Annotated in this window: 24 protein-coding genes and 2 pseudogenes; 16 read left to right on the top strand and 10 right to left on the bottom strand. The window is 38.2% G+C overall.

Annotation, left to right across the window (positions count from 1 at the left end; all coding sequences use genetic code 11):
• The 5 genes and pseudogenes from G593_RS21710 to G593_RS0104705 form a co-directional block, all read right to left on the bottom strand.
• Positions 1 to 95, bottom strand: a pseudogene (locus G593_RS21710) (IS200/IS605 family transposase); the annotation flags it as partial.
• A gap of 76 nt (positions 96 to 171) precedes the next feature.
• Positions 172 to 362: pseudogene (locus tag G593_RS20055) on the bottom strand (hypothetical protein); the annotation flags it as partial.
• 40 nt (positions 363 to 402) lie between these two features.
• On the bottom strand, positions 403 to 882 hold the full coding sequence (locus G593_RS0104715; protein ID WP_022279769.1) for a GNAT family N-acetyltransferase: 480 nt from the start codon (positions 880 to 882) through the stop codon (positions 403 to 405).
• 62 nt (positions 883 to 944) lie between these two features.
• Positions 945 to 1436, bottom strand: a complete 492-nt coding sequence (locus tag G593_RS0104710) for an HD domain-containing protein (RefSeq protein WP_029730942.1) — start codon at positions 1434 to 1436, stop codon at positions 945 to 947.
• A gap of 67 nt (positions 1437 to 1503) precedes the next feature.
• On the bottom strand, positions 1504 to 2196 hold the full coding sequence (locus tag G593_RS0104705; RefSeq protein ID WP_005341358.1) for a Crp/Fnr family transcriptional regulator: 693 nt from the start codon (positions 2194 to 2196) through the stop codon (positions 1504 to 1506).
• A 98-nt stretch (positions 2197 to 2294) separates the two neighbouring features.
• Here G593_RS0104705 and G593_RS0104700 point away from each other — a divergent pair, with 98 nt between their 5' ends.
• The 3 genes from G593_RS0104700 (at position 2295) to G593_RS0104690 (ending at position 5353) form a co-directional block, all read left to right on the top strand.
• Positions 2295 to 3014, top strand: a complete 720-nt coding sequence (locus G593_RS0104700) for a 4Fe-4S binding protein (RefSeq protein ID WP_029730941.1) — start codon at positions 2295 to 2297, stop codon at positions 3012 to 3014.
• 17 nt (positions 3015 to 3031) lie between these two features.
• Positions 3032 to 4636, top strand: a complete 1605-nt coding sequence (hcp, locus tag G593_RS0104695) for a hydroxylamine reductase (RefSeq protein ID WP_029730940.1) — start codon at positions 3032 to 3034, stop codon at positions 4634 to 4636.
• Positions 4637 to 4978: 342 nt separating this feature from the next.
• Positions 4979 to 5353: a metal-dependent transcriptional regulator gene (locus tag G593_RS0104690; protein WP_029730939.1), complete on the top strand. Its 375-nt coding sequence runs from the start codon at positions 4979 to 4981 to the stop codon at positions 5351 to 5353.
• Between the two features lie 134 nt (positions 5354 to 5487).
• On the opposite strand, the gene G593_RS0104685 is transcribed toward G593_RS0104690, so the two are convergent.
• The 3 genes from G593_RS0104685 to G593_RS0104675 all read right to left on the bottom strand — a co-directional run bounded on the left by G593_RS0104685 (position 5488) and on the right by G593_RS0104675 (position 9752).
• Positions 5488 to 5733, bottom strand: coding sequence for a hypothetical protein (locus G593_RS0104685; protein WP_005330927.1), 246 nt, complete (start codon positions 5731 to 5733; stop codon positions 5488 to 5490).
• Between the two features lie 184 nt (positions 5734 to 5917).
• The gene (locus tag G593_RS0104680; protein WP_049946459.1) at positions 5918 to 8737 is read right to left on the bottom strand and encodes a YfhO family protein; all 2820 of its coding nucleotides are present in this window, start codon (positions 8735 to 8737) and stop codon (positions 5918 to 5920) included.
• Positions 8706 to 9752: a glycosyltransferase family 2 protein gene (locus G593_RS0104675; protein WP_044994039.1), complete on the bottom strand. Its 1047-nt coding sequence runs from the start codon at positions 9750 to 9752 to the stop codon at positions 8706 to 8708. The genes G593_RS0104680 and G593_RS0104675 overlap by 32 nt, the downstream gene beginning before the upstream one ends.
• 190 nt (positions 9753 to 9942) lie before the next feature.
• Between G593_RS0104675 and G593_RS0104670 the strand changes: the two genes are divergently transcribed.
• From G593_RS0104670 to G593_RS0104660, 3 genes are all read left to right on the top strand, one after another.
• Positions 9943 to 10716: a response regulator transcription factor gene (locus G593_RS0104670; protein WP_005341346.1), complete on the top strand. Its 774-nt coding sequence runs from the start codon at positions 9943 to 9945 to the stop codon at positions 10714 to 10716.
• Positions 10717 to 10748: 32 nt separating this feature from the next.
• A complete protein-coding gene (locus G593_RS0104665; RefSeq protein ID WP_029730936.1) occupies positions 10749 to 12176 on the top strand; it encodes a HAMP domain-containing sensor histidine kinase in 1428 nt (475 codons plus the stop codon).
• Between the two features lie 256 nt (positions 12177 to 12432).
• Entirely contained in the window at positions 12433 to 13296 is an 864-nt protein-coding gene (locus tag G593_RS0104660) for a phosphoribosylaminoimidazolesuccinocarboxamide synthase (RefSeq protein ID WP_005341341.1), read from the top strand.
• A 44-nt stretch (positions 13297 to 13340) separates the two neighbouring features.
• On the opposite strand, the gene G593_RS0104655 is transcribed toward G593_RS0104660, so the two are convergent.
• Positions 13341 to 13592, bottom strand: a complete 252-nt coding sequence (locus G593_RS0104655) for a hypothetical protein (RefSeq protein WP_029730935.1) — start codon at positions 13590 to 13592, stop codon at positions 13341 to 13343.
• Positions 13593 to 13802: 210 nt separating this feature from the next.
• On the bottom strand, positions 13803 to 15179 hold the full coding sequence (locus tag G593_RS0104650) for a sodium-dependent transporter (protein ID WP_022279731.1): 1377 nt from the start codon (positions 15177 to 15179) through the stop codon (positions 13803 to 13805).
• Between the two features lie 713 nt (positions 15180 to 15892).
• Here G593_RS0104650 and G593_RS0104645 point away from each other — a divergent pair.
• From G593_RS0104645 to G593_RS0104600, 10 genes are all read left to right on the top strand, one after another.
• Positions 15893 to 18901: an SrtB-anchored collagen-binding adhesin gene (locus G593_RS0104645; protein WP_044994036.1), complete on the top strand. Its 3009-nt coding sequence runs from the start codon at positions 15893 to 15895 to the stop codon at positions 18899 to 18901.
• 83 nt (positions 18902 to 18984) lie between these two features.
• Complete coding sequence (locus G593_RS20710; protein WP_242827032.1) at positions 18985 to 19131, top strand: hypothetical protein; 147 nt, start codon at positions 18985 to 18987, stop codon at positions 19129 to 19131.
• A gap of 58 nt (positions 19132 to 19189) precedes the next feature.
• Entirely contained in the window at positions 19190 to 19615 is a 426-nt protein-coding gene (locus tag G593_RS0104635) for a hypothetical protein (protein WP_029730932.1), read from the top strand.
• Between the two features lie 31 nt (positions 19616 to 19646).
• Complete coding sequence (locus G593_RS0104630) at positions 19647 to 19877, top strand: hypothetical protein (protein WP_029730931.1); 231 nt, start codon at positions 19647 to 19649, stop codon at positions 19875 to 19877.
• A gap of 166 nt (positions 19878 to 20043) precedes the next feature.
• Positions 20044 to 20814, top strand: coding sequence for an ABC transporter ATP-binding protein (locus tag G593_RS0104625; RefSeq protein ID WP_029730930.1), 771 nt, complete (start codon positions 20044 to 20046; stop codon positions 20812 to 20814).
• Positions 20804 to 22780 (top strand): ABC transporter permease, encoded by a 1977-nt coding sequence (locus G593_RS0104620; RefSeq protein ID WP_029730929.1) that lies wholly within the window; start codon positions 20804 to 20806, stop codon positions 22778 to 22780. Before G593_RS0104625 ends, G593_RS0104620 begins: the two co-directional genes overlap by 11 nt.
• A 58-nt stretch (positions 22781 to 22838) precedes the next feature.
• Positions 22839 to 23498, top strand: coding sequence for a response regulator transcription factor (locus tag G593_RS0104615; RefSeq protein ID WP_009261831.1), 660 nt, complete (start codon positions 22839 to 22841; stop codon positions 23496 to 23498).
• Positions 23495 to 24499, top strand: coding sequence for a sensor histidine kinase (locus G593_RS0104610; RefSeq protein ID WP_029730928.1), 1005 nt, complete (start codon positions 23495 to 23497; stop codon positions 24497 to 24499). The genes G593_RS0104615 and G593_RS0104610 overlap by 4 nt, the downstream gene beginning before the upstream one ends.
• Positions 24500 to 24792: 293 nt before the next feature.
• On the top strand, positions 24793 to 25212 hold the full coding sequence (locus G593_RS0104605) for an RNA polymerase sigma factor (protein WP_009261829.1): 420 nt from the start codon (positions 24793 to 24795) through the stop codon (positions 25210 to 25212).
• 1 nt (position 25213) lies between these two features.
• Positions 25214 to 25462, top strand: coding sequence for a helix-turn-helix domain-containing protein (locus G593_RS0104600; protein WP_029730927.1), 249 nt, complete (start codon positions 25214 to 25216; stop codon positions 25460 to 25462).
• Positions 25463 to 25468 lie beyond the last annotated feature (6 nt).

Raw genomic sequence — 25468 nt, 5'->3', positions numbered from 1 at the left:
CTCGAAACCAGTAATTTCTTCCTATATTTACAGACAAAAATAATGTGATATTGTAATAGGTATTTGTGTCTGTTTTTAGATTTCCATGTTCCCATGCCATGAGTATACAATAATTTCTGATTTTTGGCTACCTTAACCCACCGTCTAAAGCCAGTGGGATTGCGGTAGCCTTATTTCAAGATTAACACTGATACGATCTGCAAGATATCCTGCTGATGCAATCAGCTCGTCCGAAGCAACAATAACGTCTCGCACATCTTCTCCATCGTATAAGTCGGCAGCCCGCTTGATGTACATGCCACATCATATTTTGCTGCGTCAGCAAGAATCTGCAGCGTTTGTATATGATCATTCGAAAAAATATCGTAATAGTCTTATTTCCATGTTTTCTATTTCTGCATATTATTTTTCTACCAATATATATTCCATTTGTCTTTCTTTCGTTCGCATTCCCATTTTTTCATAAAATTTCTCTGCTGAAGTATTTCCCGCCCATACATTCAATGTCACTTCATAGCACCCTATCTGTTTCGCTTCATTTTTTACATATTCAAACAGACTTTCGCCAACATGCTGACCTCGAACCTCTTGACTGACACAAAGATCATCAATAAAAAACGTCTTAAACGGAACCATGTTGTTTGAAAAAGGCTGCTCTTGTAATTGACAAAATGCATACCCTACACAAACATCATCCTCATCCACCGCAACATATATTGGCTTTTCTTTATGTTTCAAAAGCTCTCTCAATTCGTCTATCGTATATTTGGTCGTGCCCGGAATAAAAATATCAGGCCTTATATCTGCATGAATTTGTAACACTTGCTCTAATAACTCTAAAATTCTCGGAATATCTTTTTCTTTCGCTTTTCTGATAATCATTTTTACCTCCATCCATTCTCATTCTTCTGCAAAACATTTATCTACTGTTCGTTTATCACGCTCTATCTTGTTATATCAAACATTTCCCTGCAAATCATTTTTCCACATGATGTTTTGAAAATATTATGATAGGCTTTTAAAGCCGCTTCTTTCGATAAACCATCTTCCATAATATTCACCAGGAAATCAGCCTCTACCAATATCTGATAATCTATACCATCAATATTATTATACGTATGATGATGTGCAATCAAATACTGCACCCGCTCCGATACCTCTTGTTCAAATTCTAATTTTCTAAGCAGCTTTTCTGCTATTGCAGGACCTTCTTTTTCTTGTAGTTTTCCATTGCAATCACCATATTTTTCTTCACAGAAATGAATTCCAATATCATGTGTCAAAGCTGCTGCTTCAATGGTAAACAAACATTTCTTATCTACATTTTCCGTTTCTGCTATCAATTTTGCATAACTATGCACTTTACAAAAATGTTGAATTCTCTTTGAATCTCCTCTATATAACTCAATCATTGCTAAATGTAATTTATTTATCATCTAAAATTTCCTCCTCTTGCACATTATAATAATTCTCAAATTAATCCTATATTTCCCTTGATATCCATCACATTTTCCTTGTTGAATCCATATCATTAGAAACCATTAATTCAAAATGCTTTCGATTTGTTTTTATAAAACCTTCTTTTTGTAACTTTGATATCTCCGTAGACATTGCTGCACGGTCAATACAAAGATAATCTGCTAACTGCTGCCGGTCAAAAGGAATATCAAAGGATAAAGATGAATGTCTGATGGATTCGGCTGACAGATATGACAATAGTTTATCTCTTGTCGTTCGCTTGCCAACATGTGTGATCTTATCGTTCAAGATCAGTATCTTATTTGCCAGGACACTGACCAGGTTACGAATCAACTTCTGATGATGCTCGCATGCAGTTGGACAAGTAACCAGAAGCTTCTGAACATTTAGGAAAATAATTTCACAGTCCTCATCTGCTACCACACTGATATTCAAAACAGCACCCGGACTTGCCGCATATGGTTCTCCGAAAAAATCACCGGCATGACATTTTGATAAAATATTTCGATGCCCCCAAAGGTCTTCCTGGATAACAAGAACACAGCCTGACACCACAAGTCCCATTACTTCTGTAGAATCTGCTGCTCTGAAAATATAAGAATCTCTCTCTTTTGAAACTGTTGTTGCCTCTACACAGTGCAATATGGATAATATCTCGTCATCCGTAAGACCTTTAAAGAAAGGACTGTTCCTTAAAATGGGTAAAAATTTTTTCAAAATTGTTCCTCCTGTTGGAAATCAAACATACAAGTTGCATTTATTATACTATGATTCTAACAGAAATAAAAATTTTATGCTATAGACGGAGGGTAAAAATGATAAGAAAGATTATTCGAATTGATAAAGAAAAATGTAATGGATGCGGTGCCTGTGCAGATGCCTGTCATGAAGGTGCCATTGACATCATTAACGGAAAAGCAGAATTGGTAAGAGAACATTTCTGTGACGGGCTTGGTGATTGTCTCCCGGAATGTCCTACAGGTGCCATTTCTTTTGAAGAAAGAGAGGCTCCTGCATATGATGAAGAAGCCGTAAAAGAAGCGCAGAAAAAAGTATTTGCCAAAAATCAGGCAATGTCTACACACACCGGCTGTCCTGGTTCTAGAAGTATGCAGATTCAGCGATCCGAAACACCTGAAACCATAAAATCAACTCCAAGCGTAGAGCAGCTATCAAAACTTCAGAACTGGCCAGTACAGATTAAACTGGCACCTGTAAGTGCACCATATTTTGACGGCGCAAAACTATTAATCGCAGCCGATTGTACTGCTTATGCATATGCAAGCTTTCATCAGGATTTTATTCGGAATAAGGTAACATTAATCGGCTGTCCTAAATTAGATCAGGTAGATTATAGCGAGAAATTGACTGCAATTATTCAAAATAACAACATTCAAAGTGTAACCATCGTAAGGATGGAAGTTCCTTGCTGTGGTGGTCTGGAGATAGCAGCAAAAAAAGCGCTTCAGGATAGTGGAAAATTCTTACCATGGCAGGTTATAACGATAAGTATTGATGGGAAAATTATGGAATAAAAAAGGAGAATACAATAATGGATAAGAAAATGTTTTGCTTTCAGTGTGAGCAGACCGTCGGATGCGCCGGATGTACAGGAAATGCCGGGGTCTGTGGAAAAAAGGCAGATACAGCCAGATTACAGGATGAACTGACGGGTGCCTTGATTGGTCTTGCAAGAGCTGTCGATAGTACAACAGCTATTTCCAAAAGAACCGGACAGGTCATAATTGAAGGGCTGTTTACCACAGTTACAAATGTAAATTTTGACGATGTCTCAATTGAAAACATGATACAAAAAGTCCGAGCTGAAAAAGAAAGACTGGTTCCTGACTGCAGCAAATGTCAATCACCTTACGGTAAAACAGACGAATACGATATGCAACAGCTGTGGAATGCCAACGAAGATATACGCTCTTTGAAATCTCTGATTCTTTTCGGAATTCGTGGAATGGCTGCCTATGCCTATCATGCAAATGTTCTGAATTATGAAGATACTGAAGTGAATCGCTTCTTCTGTGAAGCATTATTTAAGATTGGTTATGAAGAAAGTGCAGATGCACTGCTTCCTACAGTACTAAAAGTAGGAGAAATCAACCTGAAGTGTATGGCACTTCTTGATAAGGCAAATACAGAAACCTATGGGACACCAGAACCAACCAATGTTACACTTACAATAGAAAAGGGACCATTTATTGTTGTAACCGGACATGATTTGAAAGACCTGCAGCTTTTACTTGAACAGACAAAGGGAAAAGGAATCAACATCTATACTCATGGTGAAATGCTCCCTGCCCATGCCTATCCACTCTTAAAAAAATTCTCACACTTAAAAGGGAATTTTGGAACCGCATGGCAGAATCAGCAAAAAGAATTTGATCATCTTCCAGCTCCGATTCTCTACACCACCAACTGTCTGATGCCGCCAAAAAGCAGTTATGCTGACAGAGTATTTACAACAGAAACGGTTGCCTTCCCCGGTGCTGTTCATATTGATGAGAAGAAAGATTTTACGCCGGTTATTGAAAAAGCGCTGGAACTTGGTGGTTACAAGGAAGATCAGGTACTCACCGGCATCAATGGCGGTACAAAAGTGACAACCGGTTTTGGTCATGCAGCCATCCTGTCCCATGCAAACACTGTAATTGAAGCAGTAAAATCAGGTGCAATCCGTCATTTCTTTCTGGTTGCCGGCTGTGATGGTGCTAAACCTGGACGAAACTATTACACAGAATTTGTAAAACAGACACCTTCTGACAGTATTGTCCTTACTCTGGCATGCGGAAAATTCCGTTTCAACGATCTCGATCTTGGAGAAATCGGTGGTCTGCCGCGACTGATGGATATGGGGCAGTGTAATGATGCTTATGGTGCGATTCAGGTTGCTGTAGCACTTGCAGATGCATTTGGATGCTCCGTAAATGAACTTCCGCTTTCCTTCGTTCTCTCCTGGTACGAACAGAAGGCCGTCTGCATCCTGTTAACACTTTTACACCTGGGTATCAAGAACATTCGTCTTGGTCCTTCTCTTCCGGCATTTTTGTCTCCTAATATTTTGAATTTTCTGGTAGAAAATTACGGTATAGCACCTATCACCACGCCGGAAGAAGACATCAAAACACTGATGAATTACAACAAATAAATTTCTTCAAATCTCTATGGAATCAACGAAGCCGATACAGGATTCAAAAATCCTGCATCGGCTTTATGATCAGATTACTTCTGTTTCTTTTTTTACCTCAAAATACTGCTTTAAAAAAATGTGCCTGACCATACTCGAATGCCTCATAAAACAAATTGTAAAATCCCCGGTCGTTTCCCGGAAGAAAAATTCTCATGGTTTCCGTCAGTGAGAAATTTCTTGAAATTTATTATCAGTTCAATTCCTCCAATAGAAATTGAACAACTTCCCATTTTATGATATAATTTCTAATATAATTCCAACGGACAGGGGATTATTTTACCGCAAAGCGAGGTGTTTATTATGGTAATACGTGAATCTGCAGAAGATTATCTGGAAACAATACTGGTTCTGAAAAACAGACTTGGAAATGTCAGGTCAATTGATATTGCACATGAGCTTTCTTTTTCTAAGCCGAGTGTCAGTGTTGCAATGAAGAATCTTCGATTAAATAATTATATTACTGTTGATGAAAATGGTTATATCAACCTGACAGACAGTGGTATGGCAATTGCCGGGAAAATTTACGAACGTCACACATTCCTGACAAGTTTTCTGACTTCAATTGGGGTGGATCCGGAAACTGCCGCTGAAGATGCATGTAAGATTGAGCATGTCATCAGCTCAGAGAGTTTTTCCGCTTTAAAAAAGTACCTCTCAGATAATGAGAACAACTAATTGTTCTGTATAAGCTGCATGAACGAAATAACCGTTAATAAAAAACAACAAAATCAAAAAATCCGGATTTTTCGCAGTCCTCACTAACCATGTGATATTACGCAAATCCGGATTTTTATATTTTTTCTTACACCTTATGGTTGGAATCCACCTTCAAAACCTGCAAATGAAAGTTCGCATTTGCCACCCAGACGGCTACAGATATTCAATGCACGTGTCATAACCTCTGGATACTGCTGATCCTTCGTGTCCACGAACAGATACTTATTATCTTCTGTGATTCTTGCTGTCTGAACATTTTCCAGTTCATTAATCTCGTTCAAAATTGCGGTTGCCATATCATCTGTGATTTTCTTAGATAAACGATAATATCTTCCCATGTTAGATTCCCTCTTTCCTATATGATTCGAGACTCACTGGCGGTGTCGGTCAAATGATTTCAGGCTCATCTGACGTATTTAGCACTCGCTAACTTCTCTTTTAAATTTACCACTTTCATTTTTTTGTGTCAACCAGTCAGGAACCCTCAATTTTCATTTTTTTCCTTTTTTCCCTTAGATTTTCTCACATATTCTGCTTTGTTTTCTTTTGTAATTCTCTATGTTCTAACACAGATAAAATAAGAAATCCCATCATTCCGACAAAGGACATCACTTTTCCTGCTGCCATCCCCGGTGCATGGTATGTGATGACAATGTTATGCTCTCCTGCCTTCATCTTACAGCCAAGGAACGCTGTATTTACTTTCTCACTTTTTACATTTTTTCCATCAACCTGAATTTTGAATCCGGAATCGTATGGAATCGAAGTAATCAGATATCCTGACTTTTGCATTGTCAGATTTCCGGCAATTACGTTTCCCTTTGTCTTTGTGCTATTTTGTAAAAACTCTGATTCGTAAAGCTCTGTTCCCGGCAACGGTGCTATATATGCTTCCACATCAGACAGATTATATTTTCCTTTGCTAAATGTAACCTCTACCTGATTTTCATCACCCTCAAGTGCCACTGCATAAGTAAACGTTGTGTTATCATTATAATAGACCCGCTGCTTAGCGCTCAGTTTATTACGATTGCCATCCACCCAGATTGTCAGATCTTTTGAGGGTTTCAGATTCTTGACCTTGAACCGAAGCAATAAAACTCTGTTACCAGAATCTGTTTTTGTTTCATTCGCAACGTTTGTGTTTTCACCGGCATTCACTGTATTCACTGAATTTATGTCTATCTGGCTCACAATCTCTGCTTTTACTTTTGTATCCTTTTTGGCAAAAATATGATATCCACCGTCTGTCTCGGAAATACAGGAGTTTTCCCCAAATTGCAGTACTGCGTTGTGCAAATTGTCCACCGCCTCTATACTGTCCGTCTGCTTCGTGGCACTCTCCGGCACAACTGCCTTCTGAAGAAGCGTTGTCTGATTATATGGATAGTCCAACTTATCATAATTTTTCTCACTCATAACCTGGCTTGTTCCATAGATGATCGAAGCTGCACTTTCATTTTCATAAATCTTCCACTCCCCCGACTTTCCAAGAAGCCTGACACCTTTCATCTTAGACTTTGTAACAATGTATTTTTCGCCCATGAATCTCGCATAAATCGGATTTGACTCCTCAGACTGCATCAGGAAATTCCGGTAAGGCTGTTCCAGCCCAAATGTATCCTTTCTAAAATTCTGGTAGGTCTTATTATAGGAAGAAGAATAGATGGAAGAAATGTACTGATCTGTGTTCCACACACGATTTAAATTTGCTGCATTTTCATCGTCATTGCCAAGCTGGACTGTCCGGTAAAATCCTCCATCTTTTTTTGCCTCATCGGTTGCTGTCTGAATTGCATCTGTGATTTTAGAATCTGTTACCTGTTTATAAAATGTTGTATCCAGCATCTCCTGTTTTTCTTTGGCATACTGATTATCAAATACTGCCAGAAATACCGCCATAGAACCTGCTAAAATTAAAACTGTTCCTCTAATTCTCCAGGTTGTCTTCCTTCGTTTTCTCCACACTTCTTTTATCACACCTATTGCAAGATAACAACCAAACATAATCTGAGATTCTGTCATCAAAAATGGCCACAGATTTCCCATTCCTTCCTGGTTTCTTCCTATATAGATAAGTTCCATCGTGACAACATATGGAATACAGCCGCCCCACGAAAACTCTTCACAGCTCACCTTCTTTAAATACATGGCAAGCATATAGCAAAAAAGCGGAATTAACGGGATCAGTGCCTTGTCCCTCAGATAAAGTCCCCCATTTAAAATGTATACAAAAACCGGCACGCCTGCGACAATGGCAATGATCCACGCCATTACGCTGTCACTCCATCTTCGCCTGAACATGGTCGCAACAAGCACCGTCAGCATCAACGTTCCGAATCCCAGACCATACGGTGAATAAAAAACTCCTGACAATCTAAGTTGTGGAAAGAAAAGTCCTTTCAGGATTTTTGTTGCATTTCCACTTCCAAGCAATACCGACAGACTTTCTGCATTCGCGCTGCCTCCGGAAGATTCACCGGAACTTCTTCCAATCAATGCAAGGGCTGTCGGCACAAGAAGGACTCCGCTTGCCAGTACTGCAAAAATCATAGGCAGAAGAAATCTCACGCCCTCGCACAGAAACCCTTTTACTGTGGCACGCTCATTTTTTCCTTCCAGTTTTCGTCCGTAACAATGAATTCCATAGATTACCAACGCCAGCATTCCTCCGATACTGAAGTAAAAGCTGGTCATGATCATAAGAAATGTACTGCCTGCCAAAAGCCCTGAACGCCTTTTTTCAAAGTATCTGTCCACGCCCATCATAGCCAGGATTAAAAATGGCATGTAATTAACAAACATAATCTGGCTGTAGGACTGGCAGATCATAGGCCCCGTCAGCAAAAAAATAACAGCCACAGCGAAGCTGACAGCTCTGCCAAATCCTTTTCGATTCAGCCACAGATACAATAAAAGCACCGAAGCCATCAAGCATAGCATTTCCATAACAATAACATACGTAGACATTTTCACAAAAGGCAATGCGTAGGACAACAAAAATAACGGACTGTAAAGTCCATAATATGAATAATTATATATGTTCTGTCCTCCGCCCAGGTTCATAGCGAATTCCGGGAATAGATTTCCCGTCTCATAAAACTGTTTTCTGAAATAATCCGGAATAACACTGTGCTGGCTGATCCAGTCCACCTTCGATCCAAATACTCCCCATCTGAGGCAAAACATCCAGCAGAAAAATAATGTCAGTGCTGCAAGTATTACATACCCTGCATAATACAGATATTTTGACATCGTTGTTTCTTCATTATTATGCAGATGCACCGGCTTTGTTGTTCCAACATTTTGATTATGCAGACGCTTTGACTGTCTTGTCTTCATGAGATTCCTCCCCGGATTTCTTTTCTCGCATTACAGCATTCACACCGCTTCCCACAAAGCTGTCTCCTGCTGCTTTTCCTGCCGTCTGAACTTTACTTTCTTTCAATATAAATATCGGACGGTGCTTCGTCTCCAGATATGTCTTAGCCAGATACTCTCCCACGATTCCAAGACAGAACAGTTGAACCCCGCTCACCAAAAAGATAATACATACCATTGACGGCCAGCCTGCAACCGGATCGCCCCAAATTAATGTCCGTACTATGATTACTGCAATCATAATAAATGCCAACACGCAGAACCCTACTCCCATAACAGATGCCAGGGACAAAGGTGCTACTGAAAATCCGGTAATTCCTTCCAGCGAATAAGAAAATAGTTTCCGAAGAGACCATTTTGTTTCTCCTGCCGAACGCTCCACGTTTTGGAATTCCAGCCATTTTGTACGGAATCCGACCCAGCCGAAAATTCCCTTCGAGAAACGATTATATTCACTCATTTCCAATACGGCGTCCACCATAATCCGTTTCATCAGCCGATAATCTCTTGCACCATTGACAATTTCTGTCTTGGAAATGCTGTTAATAAACTTATAAAATGACTCAGATAAGAAGGAGCGGATTTTTGGCTCTCCGGTTCTGGTGGCACGTCTTGTTGCAACACTGTCATAAGGTTCTTCCTTCAAAATACGATACATTTCCGGAAGAAGTCCAGGTGGATCCTGGAGATCTACGTCCATCGTTGCCACATAGTCTCCACTTGCATGTTTAAGCCCCGCGTATATAGCTGCTTCTTTTCCAAAGTTTCTGGAGAAAGATAAATATTCACATCTTCCATCTTTTGCATTTAATTGTTTCAATATTTCTAAAGTCTTGTCGCTGGAACCATCGTCCACGAAAAGGATCTCAAAGGAAATCTCTGACAGCTCGCCCATGACGCGCTTCATCTCCCGATAATACACCGGCAACGCTTCCTCTTCGTTAAAACACGGAACCACAATACTGATTCTGTCCATTTTGCATACCTCCATAAATTCAGTCCCTGCAGAAGACACTACTCATCATCTCTGCTTTATCATTCAGTATGCCCAAAGTTTAACACTCATCCCTTAAGAAAATGCCTAATTAAATCTTAAAGTTTCTTAAGAAGATTTTTTATTTTTTCTAAACTCCTGTATAATAGATCTATCGAAAGGAGTTATTTCTATGGATAAGACTTGTATTTTAATCGTAGATGACAACCCGGAAATCCGGGAAATTATAAATGTGCTGCTTGGTGGGGAAGGTTTCGAAGTATCTGAAGCGGCAAATGGGGCGCAGGCACTTACACTCATTGAGCAGCAGGATTTCGACCTGATTATTCTGGATATTATGATGCCGGGGCCAAATGGCTATCAGACATGCCGGAAAATCCGGGAACTGAGCAATGCGCCAATTCTGTTTTTAAGTGCCCGCACAAAGGAAAGCGATAAGACACTTGGCTTTTCCAGTGGTGGTGATGATTATCTGGCAAAACCATTTTCCTACAACGAACTGATCAGCCGGAGCAAGGCATTGATTCGGCGTTACCAGGTATACAAAGGGAAAAATGAAAGCGGCAATCAAAGTGTCAATAGTGCTTCTGTTAATCCGACTGCTGATCCAATATCTAGTACATCGAATGCTTCTGACTCCAGGCATCGTATCCTGCTCTTTCATGATCTGGAAATAAACCAGACTGTCCGGGAGGTTCATAAAAATGGGCAGCTTTTAGACCTTACAGAAACGGAATACTCCATGTTGGAACTGCTGGTCGCGAACCGCCACCAGACATTTTCTGCCCAGCGTCTTTTTGAGTCTGTCTGGCAGGAGCCTTATTACTACGGTGCAAATAATACTGTCACCGTACATATTCGAAACTTACGCTCCAAAGTGGAGGATAATCCCGGTAATCCTGAACTAATTAAAACAGTCTGGGGAAAAGGGTATCGTTGCGACTAATAATTTTCATTCAGTAACAATGAGGTAACAACATGAAAAAAAAATTCAGTACCATGAAATTACAGAACCGTTTTCTTTTGATCTTGCTTCTGGCTCTGACGATTTCTGCAACATTATTCGAACTGCTTTGGCTAAATAAATGGACTCTGGTAAACTGGACAGGCAATTTTGAAATTTTACAGTCCCAGATTGATGACGAAGATTTCTGGACGAAATTGGACGAAACTGCACAAAATTTATCACTTCCAGAATCCTCAGACGATGAATCTGCCGCAAAAGCAATTAAACCCCTTCTAGATCTGGCAGATAAATACACAAGCATTTATCTTTACGAACAGGAGGATGGCCTTTATATTACAGGACAATATGCAAAAATTATGGACGAAAAGCATTCCGGTTTCCGGACTTTTTTCGATCTTGGATACAGGTTAACTGATGGGGAAGGGGAAGATTTTCGTCAAGGGTATCTCCAATTTCAAAACGGAAAAGCTCAAGTCGTTGTTGCCAATTACCAGCGTGCCCTTTTCATTTACCCTTATATGTTTCTTTCGCTACTTTTAAGTGTCCTGGTCTTTCTTGGAATCGTCCTGTTCTTCATGAACCGGAAGATGCGCGAAGTACTGGCTCTGGAGCAGGAAATTTTGCTGATGTCCACAGGGGATCTGACCCACCCGGTTCCGCAATATAGTAAAGATGAAATTGGCATTTTGGCAAATGAGTTGAATCATCTTCGTATCTCTTTAAATGAAAATATTGTCCGTGAGCAAGAAAGCCGAAAAGCAAATCAGGATCTGATCACAGCACTCTCCCATGATTTACGGACGCCACTTACAATTCTGACCGGATATCTGGAAGTATTAAAGCTTGGAAGAACTCCTGAAAAGCAGGAGGATTATCTGGACCGGTGTCTGAAAAAAGCTTCCGATATTAAAGAACTGACGGATCAAATGTTCAGTTACGCCCTTGTTTCCGAAGAGCAGGAAACTCCTGACATGTCCTGGCTGTCTACCGATTACATTTTTCAATGTATTCAGGAAAATTGCGATTTCATTAGTCTGGCCGGATTTACGACAAATGTTAAAATTCCAGAAGTGACTGGTATTCTGCTCAGCGACAAAACAATGATCAATCGCATTTTTACCAATCTGTTCTCTAATATTTTAAAATATGGAGACAAAGGAACTCCGGTCATCATCCGCAGTTCCGTCCGTAAACAGCGCTTTACTGTGACTGTTTCCAATGCAATCAAGCAAGAACATTCTGATGTCGGAAGCAGCAATATCGGACTTCGTAATGTCCAGCGGATGATGCAGATGATGGACGGCGAAATGCTTCTGACAAAGAAAACATCATCAGACAGCCCGGGAACCCATAACATTTCTCAGAAAACAAGTTCAGCCTTCGCCTCTGAAAATGTATCCGGAGTCTTTGAAGTTATACTTTGGTTCCCACTCCGATGACATGCTCTGACCTGCTGTTTTTCTAACAAGCGGAATATCAACTATCGATTGTTGAAAAATATGTCTCATTAGATAAGCTGCGTTTATAAATGCTTACAATATTGTTTTATAATCCTTATAAAACAGCATGAATTTTCATGTTTTGAAGCAATTAGCTATTGTTTTTTGTAATAAAATCTGCTTAACTTATAAGTAGGCGATATAAACCACGCCAGGATAACCCGAATAAAATTATTGATAATAGTGAGGTATTAAGATGAAACCAATCAAAGAAGGAAAAGTACGTGAAATCTATGATAACGGTGACAGCCTGATTATGGTTGCTACGGACCGCATCAGCTGTTTTGATGTGATTCTTAATAACGTCGTTACAAAAAAAGGAACTGTTCTAACTCAGATGTCCAAGTTCTGGTTCAATCTGACAAAAGACATTATTCCAAACCATATGATCTCTACTGATGTAAAAGATATGCCTGAGTTCTTCCAGAAACCAGAGTTCGATGGCAACAGTATGATGTGCCGCAAGCTTGAAATGCTTCCAATCGAGTGCATTGTCCGCGGATACATTACAGGAAGCGGATGGGCAAGCTATAAAGAAAATGGAACAGTCTGCGGAATCACTCTTCCGGAAGGATTAAAAGAGTCCGACAAACTTCCAGAACCAATCTACACACCATCTACAAAAGCTGAGATTGGTGACCACGACGAGAATATTTCCTATGAGCAGAGCATTGCTCATCTTGAAAAATACTTCCCTGGAAAAGGCGAAGAGTATGCCAAGAAGCTTCGCGATTACACCATCGCTCTTTATAAGAAATGTGCGGACTACGCACTGACACGCGGTATCATCATTGCTGATACAAAATTTGAATTCGGTCTTGATGAGAACGGTAACATGGTACTTGGTGACGAGATGCTCACACCAGACAGCTCCCGTTTCTGGCCAGCAGATAGTTATGAGCCGGGTCATGGACAGCCGTCCTTCGACAAGCAGTTCGCCCGTGACTGGCTGAAAGCAAATCCGGATAATGACTGGACCCTTCCGGATGAAATCGTCGAGAAAACAATCGACAAATACTTACAGAGCTATGAGATGTTAACTGGAGAAAAATTAGCTTAATGCAAAAGAATTACATTTACCGTGGGGGCTTTTACTTAGTAGGATTACTGGTACTGGCCCTCGGTATCTCTCTCTAACACATGTGTTAGACCGCGATAACACCAGGAAGCTACAGCTTGGTTAAAGTGCCACATTATGCTATAAATATATGCCCCAACAGTATCCCCTGATCCTGAATAATGATTTTCTACTACTAGTCCATAATACTTAGAATCCTCTTCCGGTATATTCTCATTGTAAACCTCTGTCATATCTGCGCCTTCTATATCCAATATTTCTTCCCAGTCAATTCCCATAGTAAAGTGCTCCTTTTCTTACGTACTTTCTTGATTTGTTAAGCTTATTTTATCATACCATAATACTGGTCTGTAATCTATGTGGATTTAACCTGCCAAGCATTTCTTTTATGTGAAAATAGAATTCTCCTCAAAATAAAATAATCCCATAGCAGATACTATCACGCGTGTACCTGCCAGGGATGATTTTATGGTATATAAATTACATATTTACATGGAAATCCAGCCAAATGCGTTTGCCACGGAACTTGCCAGAATAATCATAGCAAAAATCGGGCAGAGATATTTAATCATGACTACAAATATCTTCTTTCTGCGGAACGCAGCTTCCCCATGTCTGATTTCCTCTTCTATGCGGTCTATGCCAACTACTTTTGATACAAATATACTTGTCATCATAGCTGCGATTGGCATCATCACTGAATTTGTCAGGAAATCAAAGAAATCCAGGAACTGCATTCCAATGATTTCTACAAATGCCAGCGGTCCATATCCAAGACAGGATAATGTTCCAAGGGCAATCATTATAATTCCGATTACGGCTGTAGATTTTCTTCGGCTCCAGCCAATCTCATCTTCAAAGGTTGAAACTGCACTTTCTGTCAGCGCAATAGAACTTGTCACTGCTGCAAATAATACCAACAGGAAGAATAAAATTCCTACAACTGTTCCAAATCCCATATTTGCAAATACTTTCGGGATTGTAATGAACATCAATGCCGGACCTGCCTGCAGTGTATCCGGATCTCCTCCGGAAAATGCAAAAACTGCCGGAATAATCATAAGTCCTGCCATAATTGCAATTGCTGTATCGAATACTTCTACATTTCTTGTAGAATCTTCAATGGAACTGTCTTTTTTCATATAAGAGCCAAATGTAATCAGAATACCCATAGCAATAGACAGGGAATAGAACATCTGTCCCATAGCTGTCACAACCGTCATCCATGAAAAGTTCTTCAGATTCGGCACGAGAAAATATTTCACTCCTGCCATAGCTCCTGGTCTTGTCACCGAATAAATCGCAATAATGACAGACAGAACGACCAAAATCGGCATCATGAACTTTGAAACTCTTTCGATTCCATTTCTCACACCTGCATAGATGATCGACAATGTGAACATACAGAAAATTACAAAACAGATTTCTGTCGATGCTCCATTTGAAATGAATTCAGAAAAATATCCATCTGCCGCCAGTTTTGTACCATTTCCCTTCACATACTCAATCAGATACTTAATGACCCAGCCTCCGATCACGGAATAATATGGTACGATCAGCACTGGAATGATTGCATTGATCCAGCCTCCAAAGGAGAGCCACCCCGCTTTCTTTCCAAATGCTTTAAATGCTCCTACAGGACTTTTTCTTGTCATACGTCCCAAAGCTGATTCGGCAACAATCATTGTGTAACCGAATGTCAATGCGAGCAAAATATAAATAAGAAGAAAAATTCCTCCACCATACTTTGCTGCAAGATACGGGAATCTCCAAATATTTCCCAATCCTACTGATGCACCCGCCGCAGACAGTACGAAACCTATCTTCCCCGAAAAGGTGCTTCTTTTGTTCTTTTGTGTTTCCATCTCTCTTTTACCTCTGATCTGCTCTTATTGCAGATCAGGCTTTCCCTTTCTCACGCCCAAAGCCTCTATGCCCTGGCTTTAAATTAATCCCGGCTATTCTTGATTTATCTTTTGCCGTATTGATTCATTTTATCATAAATCACACCTTTTATCTAGTGTAGAAAGCAGTGTATTTCTGCGATGTATTCAGTATAATCATATTGTTCTGTCGAATAAAATACTGTATAATGAAATTCATCTGAAAACGAAAGGGATTTGAAAACATGGACACAAAAGAATATGTTGGAAAAGCAGCAAAAAAATATTAACATTGAAAATAAGAGGTTACAGCATTGAAAATTCAGTGCCACAACCTCTTATTTTTATCCAAAAAAACAGTTCACAGATTTTTCACAAAATAATTAGCACTCACCTCTTGTTATTACAGCGTAGCTTTTGTCTTAGTTCATAGAGTGCCGTAAAGTGCCTATTTACAGGCTTTTCACGGGTTTTATGAATTTATCACATTTCATCAAAAATCGTCAATATACAAAAAATTGGTGTCAAAATTGGTGTCAAATAACCTTAATTTGATATTTGATGAATAACACATCAGTATAAAAAATTGAATATTTTATAGATATGGAACGCCTAACATGACGTTCCTTTTCTATTTCCAGCCGTTCTTATTGGACGGCTATTTTATTACCCAAAATGAAAGGAGCATTAGATTTATGAAAAAGATGTTAAAACGATTGTGTACGGGCTTCTTAGCTCTTGCAACTGTCGTTACTGCTTTACCAACTACACCCGTTCATGCAGAAAACAAGCAATACTGGACGGAAAGTGCAGAGCGTGTCGGTATCATTGAAAAAGTAATGAATGACGGTTCTATCGGTTCTACATTCAATGAGGGCATGATGAAAGTTGAGGGCGAAACTGCCTATTGTATTGACATTAACACAGATTTTAAGAATGGCTACAAGACCAGAGCTGACCCAAGTTCACGCATGAGTGCCGACCAGATTTCAGATGTGGCGTTATCCTTAGAGTATGTCAAACAGTATAGCGAAGCTCACAAGGAACTGAACTACAAGCAAGTCTATCTGTTGGAACAATGTGTTGTTTGGCAGAGATTGAGCGTACATCTTGGCTGGCAATGCGATAACGTGCGAGCTTCTTATGATGAAATTCCAAAGGCAACGCAGGACGAAGTTTTTGCTGGTGTAAAAGCCTTTGTCAAAGAGAATAAAGGACGCTATGAATGTGGCGGTTATATCTACTCTGGCGAGGGGCAGGAATTAGGGCAATTCTGGGCGAAACTGAATGTCGGAAATGCGAAACTGCAAAAGACTTCCAGTAATGCCAGCATTACAGACGGTAACGGGAATTACTCAATCACTGGTGCAACCTACGATGTCTTTTCTGATAAGGACTGCACAAAACAGCTTGCCACCCTTACGACTGATGAAAACGGAAATACGGGCGTTGTAGAGGTAACGGCTGGCACAGTTTATATCAAGGAATTATCCGCACCAGCAGGATATAAAGTGGATAAAACAGTCTATCCATTGACAATCAAAGCTGGCGAAACAGCGACCTTAAAAGTATCTGATACACCGAAAGTAACAGACACTTTGATTGAGCTTTTCAAAATAGATATGGAAACACAGAAAGACAATCCGCAGGGGAACGCTTTTCTAGCAGGTGCGGAATTTACATGGAAGTATTATGCAGGCTTCTATAATAAAGACAATCTCCCTGCCGAAGCTACAAGAACATGGGTTACAAAGACAATTACTGAAACATACAGCGACGGGACAACCCACTACATCACAAAATTAGCGGACGCTTACAAGGTATCTGGCGACAGCTTCTATATGCAGGACGGAAAAGCCGTTCTTCCACTTGGGACGCTAACCATTGAGGAAACAAAAGCACCAAATGGCTATTTATTAGACGGTGCATATATGCAGGCTGGCGATAAGTCCGAACAGATTAAGGGCTTATACCTTACACAGATTACCGAGGACGGCGACCTTGCCGTACTATCTGGAAGTAACCAGTTTTCCGTATCAGACAAGGTTATCCGTGGCGGTGTGAAAATTCAGAAACGAGATTTAGAAACGGGCGATACAAAGCCACAAGGAAGTGCCACTTTGAAAGATACTGCCTTTGACATCATTTCCTTAAATGATAATTCTGTTTTAGTTGAGGGAAAGCTATACAAGAAAAATGAAGTGGTAAAAACAATCCATACAGACCTTGAGGGTATCGCTTCTACTTCTGCTGACCTTTTACCTTATGGAGAATTCCGTATCGTTGAAAGTGAAGCTCCCGACGGTTACTTAACTGACGGTGCAAAACCGATTGATTTTACAATCACAGAAAATGGAAAAATCGTGGACTTAACCGACGAAGCCCATTCTATCTATAATCAGATTAAGCGTGGGGATATTGAGGGCGTAAAAATCGGTGCAGGCACACACAAGCGTCTTGCTGATGTTCCGTTTAGGATCACAAGCAAGACGACTGGGGAAAGTCATGTTGTGGTAACTGATGATAACGGGCAATTCTCCACTTCTGCTGACTGGGCTTCCCATAAGCACAATACCAACGCAGGCAAGACCAGCGAGGACGGTGTATGGTTTGGGACTTCTGAACCAGACGACAGCAAGGGTGCGTTGCCTTACGATACTTACATCATTGAAGAATTGAAATGTGAAAGCAACAAAGGTTTTGAGCTTATCCCACCATTTGAAATCGTGGTATCAAGAAATAATCTTGTGATTGATTTAGGAACGCTGACTGATGAATACGAAAAAGAAATCTCTATCCATACCACAGCGACCAGCAAGGACGGCGAAAAGACTATCCTTGCAGGAAAAGAGGTAACAATCGTTGATACAGTCAAATTAGACGGTTTGAAGAAAGGCACAAAATATCAGCTTGTAGGCTGGCAAATGCTGAAAGAAGAAAATGCCGAGTTTATCATTGACGGAAAGCGTGTAGAAAACGACTATACCTTTGTCGCTGATGATGAAGCTATGAACGTGGAAATTGCTTATACATTCAATGCGTCCGAGCTTGGCGGTAAAAATCTGGTAACATTCGAGGAATTATACGATTTAAGCAATCCAGAAGAACCCGTAAAAGTTGCGGAACACAAGGACATTGAGGACGACGGGCAAACCGTATTGATTACAGAGCGTATCATCAAAATTCATACGACTGCTACCGATAAGGACGGCAACAAAGAGCTTGAAGCAGGAAAAGAGGTAACAATCCTTGATACCGTAACCTTAGAGGGCTTAGAAGTCGGTACACAGTACAAACTTGTGGGCTGGCAGATGTTGAAAGAAGAAAATGCCGAACTTCTAATCAATGGAAAGCGTGTGGAAAATGATTATACATTTACTGCTGACAGCGAAACTATGAAAGTGGAAGTTGCCTTTACCTTTGACGCTACTTCCCTTGACGGAAAACAGCTTGTAACTTTTGAAGAATTGTACGATTTCAGCAATCCAGACGAACCGAAGAAAGTTACCGAGCATAAGAATATTGAAGATAAGGGACAGACGATTACCTTTAAGGGAAAGCCAGAAGTCCCAGAAGAACCAGAGAAACCCGAAACACCACAGACACCAGAAAAGCCTAGCAGACCTAGCGACAGTCCCAAAACGGGCGATAACACCAACCTTTACGGACTGCTTCTCATATACAACTTTTGCATAACAAAATGATGAAAAATGATATAGATTACAAAGTAAATGTAATGGACGAACGCAATATATCAATTAAAGAAAAGTCGGGAAATATCACGAATATGATTACTATGGTACTATTAAGTATTGCAACAGTTATATTTATTTCATTTGATTATTTAATTCCAGCAATTATTACGGGAGTGATTATTGCCGTACAACCGATTGTTTTAATTATAGTTAGCAATATGATTGAGAAAAAAATGTGAGCTAAAGGTATATTGATTTGCTATAAGTCTTTAGTTCTATATAGGAGAGGAAAAATAAATGAAGAAAAAATTACCATTTATCATTGAAATTATTATAGGCATAATCTTTATATGTTTTGGATATTTCGTTATTGATACTGACTATTACTCTACACTTTTTTATGCAATAGGGCTTGGTTTAGCTTTTGCTTCATGTATTCAATTATTTAAAATCTGTTATTATGAAATGCCAAAAAATAAAGAAAAGTTGGAAAGTATAAATAGAGAAAATCACATCAATAGTGTTGATGAAAGAAAAATATTTTTAAGAATGAAAGCTGGTTCTTTAGTGTATCAGTTAATGACTTTTGTGTACTTGTTTGTTGCTTTTGTCCTTGCATTACTTCATGTGGAAGCATGGATTATAGGAATTATATTTGGTTTATTTCTACTACAAACTTTTTTAGGAATTGTTCTATATAAACATTTTGAAAAACATTTTTAAAACATTCGATAAATTGTGATGAGGAAATACTATGCTAGGACTTAAAAAGCAAGATATAAAAAAAGCATTGAAAGCTGGTGCAAAAGCTGGCGGTGTATCATTGGCTGATGTTCGGGCGGATATTGAAGCAACGATTGATGAAGCTATGAACAGTAACGACCCAAAAGTGCAGGCAAATTTTAAAAAGTATTTTGGAAATAAACGCCCTACACCAGAGGAATACATTTATACCATTACGAAAAAGACAAAGGTAAAATTATAATAAAAGGGTCGTGGAAATGCTTCACAGAATTGTGATCTGCATTATCACGGCTCTTTTATTCTCTGTTTACTTTCAAAACTGTAAGTGTAATTGAATACTGCCCTTGCTATAATTTAATTGTATTCCAAAACAAATAAATGTGGCAGGAAGAAAGGAGCGATTTTTAATGGAACACATTTTAAATTTAGAGCAAGTAAAAAAATACTACGGGGGTAACTCTGGAAATATCACAAAGGCAGTAGACGGTATTTCTATGTATGTAGACAAGGGCGAATTTGTCGCAATAATGGGAGCTAGTGGTTCTGGAAAGACTACCCTATTAAACTGTATCTCTACGATTGATACTGTAACCAGCGGACACATTACAGTCAACAATCAAGATATTACCAAAATCAAAGATAAAGATTTTGCTGATTTCAGACGTGAAAATCTAGGGTTCATTTTTCAAGATTTCAACCTTTTAGATACTTTAACGATTGAAGAAAACATTTCTTTGTCATTGGTAATCAACAAACAGAACCCTGCTGATATTGAGAAAAGGGTTCATGCTATCGCTGATAAATTGGGTATTCGTGATATTTTATCAAAATTTCCTTACGAAGTTTCGGGCGGACAAAAACAGCGTTGTGCTTGTGCAAGAGCTTTAATCAATGAACCAAAGCTGATTTTAGCCGACGAACCGACGGGAGCTTTGGACTCAAAATCTTCCAGATTGTTACTGGAAACAATGTCTGACATCAATAAGAAAATGCAGGCTACTATTTTAATGGTAACACATGACCCGTTTAGTGCGTCTTTTTGTAAACGTATTTTGTTCTTGAAAGACGGTAAGCTATTCAATGAAATTTTCAGAGGGGAAAAAAGCAGAAAAGATTTCTTCAATGAAATACTGGATATATTAACCTTGCTCGGAGGTGAAGTGGGAAATGTTAGGTAAATTGGCGGTTAGAAATACAAAAAGAAATTTAAAGGATTATTTGATTTATCTGATAACCATTACAATTTCATTTTCACTCATACTGGCATTTAATCTTATAGCAAGTTCTGATGAAGTTGTAAAGCTATCATCTGGTATGGACTCATTCAAGAATGTTCTAACTTTTGTAAATATCATTATTGTATTTGTTGTGTGTTTCTTGATTAACTATACGACAAGGTTCATGTTTGAGAAACGAAGTAAAGAATTTGGAACATATATGCTTCTTGGGATAAAGAAAAAAGAAGTTGCACGTCTACTTGTCATGGAGAATATATTATTAGGCTTTTTAGCACTTATACTAGCTATTCCACTTGGTTTTCTGTTTAGCCAGTTTGTGTCATTAGTCATTGTAAAATTATTAGGTATTCCAGAGGTTATATTCATTTCATTAAACCTTTTTTCCGTAGGGTTACTTGTAATTTACTTTTTGGCAATATATGTATTGGTTTTACTTAACCTTTTACGAAGAATAAGAAAAATGACGGTACATGATTTTCTTTACTTTGATAAACAGAATGAAAAGAAAATGTTCCGTAATAATAAAAAAAGAAACATTATCTTTATGGTTAGTGCTGTACTGGGGGTTTCCTCACTTCTGCTTTGGAACTCACGTTGCAGTTTTGAAAATTTCAGTGATGAGTCAACTATGACTTATTTAATGATTTGCGTGATTATGTTAATAATCAGTATTTATGGTATTTCTGCAACTTGTGCGGATATGTTATTATCAATTCTACTAAAAAGTAAAAAAATGAAATATCAAAATGACAACCTATTTGTAACAAGAACTTTTGCGTCGAAGGCAAGAACAATGAGTTTTACATTCGGAACGCTTTCTATGCTGATATTACTTTCCTTGCTATGTCTGAATTTTTCCAGTATCTATAAAGGTTTATATCAGACGAGCATTGAATTAACCTCTCCTTATGATGTAGAAGTTTTTGATTGGACACAACCTTTTGATGATTATAAAGAATATCTTGATGTTATAGATGAAGATTATACAATCAAGGAAACCATTGAATATAATGTTTATAAAGAACCTAAACATCAAATACAAGATTATTACGATGTGCAGTTTTATGATTATGACCCAGTAATGAAGTTAAGTGATTATAACAGATTATTGAAATTACGAAATATGAATACTGTTGAATTAACAGAAGATGAGTATTTCCTTGTAACTGATAGTCAACTATTATACAAAGTTGAAGATAATGCTGATATGCAGACCATTCAATTTGCTAACAATGAACTTCGCTTAAAAGGGATTGATACAAAATCTTTTTGGTACAGTATGAATAATACAGGAAGATTTACAGTCATTGTTCCTGATGAATATGTGCAGGGATTAGAAATATCAGAAGAACATTTAATTGTTGATACAAAAGAAGAAACGACTGCAAAATTAAAAGAAAAGATAGATACAGAATTAAAGCATTTATTGGTGGTAGAAGATGAAGACGGGACAACTCATAATGAATATTATAGAGTATCAGTAAGAGGTACTGTTATAGAAGAACAAAATACTATGACTGCTATCATGGCAAGTATCTGTTTATATATTGCTTTTATTTTAATCTCTGCTGTGGGAACAATTCTTGCTGTGCAATCTTTAAGTGATGCTACTAAATACAAATATCGCTATCAGACTTTGCGAAGATTAGGAGTAAATGACAAGTCATTGTTTAAGACAATCAAAAAACAATTATTGATATTATTTGGAATTCCAGTTGTTTATTCGGTTATTGCAAGTTTCTGTATGTTAGCTTCACTTAACAATGTTTATAACGTTCTTTTGGCAAATGAATTTATCTACCTGTTCTATTTTGCTGGTGGTTTGGCGATTTTCTTCTTTATCTATGGTATTTATTGGATTGCGACGTATATCGGTTTCAAACGAAATATCAATGAGGAGAGTTAGATTTTTCTAGCTCTCCTGCTGTGGAATTATTATAATGGTAAATCAAGGGGGTGTTGAAATGAGAATAGCGATTATCGAAGATGATGAAATCACTCGTTTGGAGCTTTCTAAACTATTGAACACACAAGGATATGAAACAGTTTTATTGACTGACTTTGGAAATCTGACAGAGGAATTAAAGCAATATTCCATAGAACTGGTTCTGCTTGATATTAACCTGCCGTATGAGAATGGCTACGAAGTATGCAGGAAAATAAAACAAGTCATGCCAGTACCTATTATCTTTGTAACAAGCAGAGATACAAATGCTGACGAATTGAAAAGTATTCAAGTGGGTGGGATTGACTTCATCACAAAGCCGTATGACACGCTTATTCTTCTTGAGAAGATCAAGCGTGCATTGCAGTTGTCAAACCCGAATAATTTCCGTGAGCTTGTCAAAAAAGATTGTACCCTTGATTTACATTTATCCATTCTGAAGTATCAAGAGAAAAGCATTGAACTGACAAGAAATGAATTTCGTATTTTATACTACTTCTTTATGAACGAAGATAAAGTTATTAGCAAAGAAGAACTATTGGAAAAGCTGTGGAACGACAAATATTATTTAGACGAAAATGTATTACTGGTTAATATGACTCGTCTAAAAAAGAAAATGAAAGAAATCGGGATTGTTCATTTATTGGAAAATATACGAGGAAAGGGTTGGAAACTGTGAGCTTTTTTACATTTTTAGAAGAAAAAATAACAGAGATATTATTTCAGCTTTTCTTTCTTGCCGTAGTAGCATTTCTCTTGATTTTCTACGGTGTAGATACGCTGTTTGTTGTATCGTTGGTAATTCTGTTCATCAGCATACAAGGGCTTTTTCAATGGTGTTTGTATCGGAAGAAACGTAACGCTTCACAACATATTATTGATTTAGTAGACGGACTGGAAGAAACCTATTATATTGCAGACGTTTTACCAAAGCCAAAAGAATTTCAAAATAAAGCCTATTGCTACGCACTAAAAAAAGCCTGCAAATCTATGAATGATGAAATCGGCAAAATCACAGAGGAAAAGCAGGACTATCAAGAATATGTGGAAAGTTTCGTCCATGAAATTAAAATACCGATAGGAGCATTGTCTTTGACGTTTGACAATACAAAAAATTACACATTAAAAAAAGAAACAGACAAAATATTTCAGTTAGTGGAACAAATGCTCTACTATGCAAGAAGCGAAAATACGGAAAAGGACTATTTTGTAAAACAGTTGCAGTTAGACGAAGTGATACATAATGTCATTCTGAAATTCCGTCATTCGCTTATGGAAAGAAAAGCAATTATCAATATCCATGACATAGAAAATGTCATTTATACTGATGAAAAATGGCTGACATTCATTCTATCTCAAATCGTGCAAAATGCGATTAAGTATTTTGATAAGCAAGAAAATAAACTGACGATATACAGTCAAGACAATGGTACAAATATATTGCTTGTGATTGAAGATAATGGTTGTGGAATAAAAGCGTCTGATTTATCCCGTGTATTTGAAAAAGGTTTTACGGGTTCAAATAGAAACAAGGCAAATGCAACGGGTATGGGACTGTATCTATCGAAAAAATTATGCGATAGGTTGGGCTTGAAATTGGATATTGCTTCTACGGAAAAAGAATATACAAGACTGACCATTACATTTCCAAAAGGAACAGTTCATAATTTTTCAGAGTAATTTGAAAACCATGCCAACATTGATACGGTGCTTTAAGGGGGCTTGCATTATGGAAAGCTTTAAGTACAATTCTTTGCAATCAAATTCCACCTAATAGCACACTATTAAAAATTGAATATGTTTTAGCTTTAAAGGCTCGTACAGACTATATGTTTTGTGCGGGCTTTTTTCATACTCGAAAAAAATTTAAAAATTTTTCAAAAGAGGTCATTAAATCACACCTTTCATTCCCTATATGGTGCGGAAAGAGGGATAAACACTTTTCAAATCATAGTGGAAAGGGGGTGAGATTGATGAAACCGTCTGACTTCCAGAAAACAGTTCAATGTCGCTTTGAAAGTTGTTTGAAGAAAGTTGTCCGTCATGTTGTAAAGGACTACCAACAAGGATTGAAACGACGAAAAGATAAAGAAATTCCATTCTGTGAACTTCCAGAAATTTTCGTTGAAAATTTTGCTGTGTGGGACGACTACGAAACAGATTATACAATCTTTTCAGTATGTGGCATTGATATTCGTGTCCTTGATGATGAGCTGGCAGAAGCCTTGAAAAAACTTCCAGAAAGAAAGAGAAATACTCTGTTAATGTATTACTTCTTGGAAATGACAGAAAGTGAAATTGCCAACTTACAAAAGATTACGCAAAGCGGTGTATTTAGAAACCGACATCATGCTTTGGAAACTATGAAAAAAATACTAAAGGAGAAGCAGTAAAATGAAGCAAACATTTAAGAAGCCGTCCTACTATTTGCTTTCGCAAGCAATGGACGGGTACGAAAAAGCGATTGAAAAAATACTGGCATTTTATGACCCGTACATATCAAAGTGCTGTTTGCGTCCACTCTATGATGAATACGGCAATGTCTATATTGTTGTAGATATGGAGTTAAAGGGACTTATCCGAGAAGCACTTATCAAAATGATTTTAGGGTTTGATATTGCCTTAGAAATCGAAGAAGAATAAGCAGTT

This window comes from Dorea sp. AGR2135 (assembly GCF_000420885.1).
In the GTDB taxonomy this organism is placed as follows: domain Bacteria; phylum Bacillota; class Clostridia; order Lachnospirales; family Lachnospiraceae; genus Dorea; species Dorea formicigenerans.
This window is presented reverse-complemented; position numbering and strand designations above follow the sequence as displayed.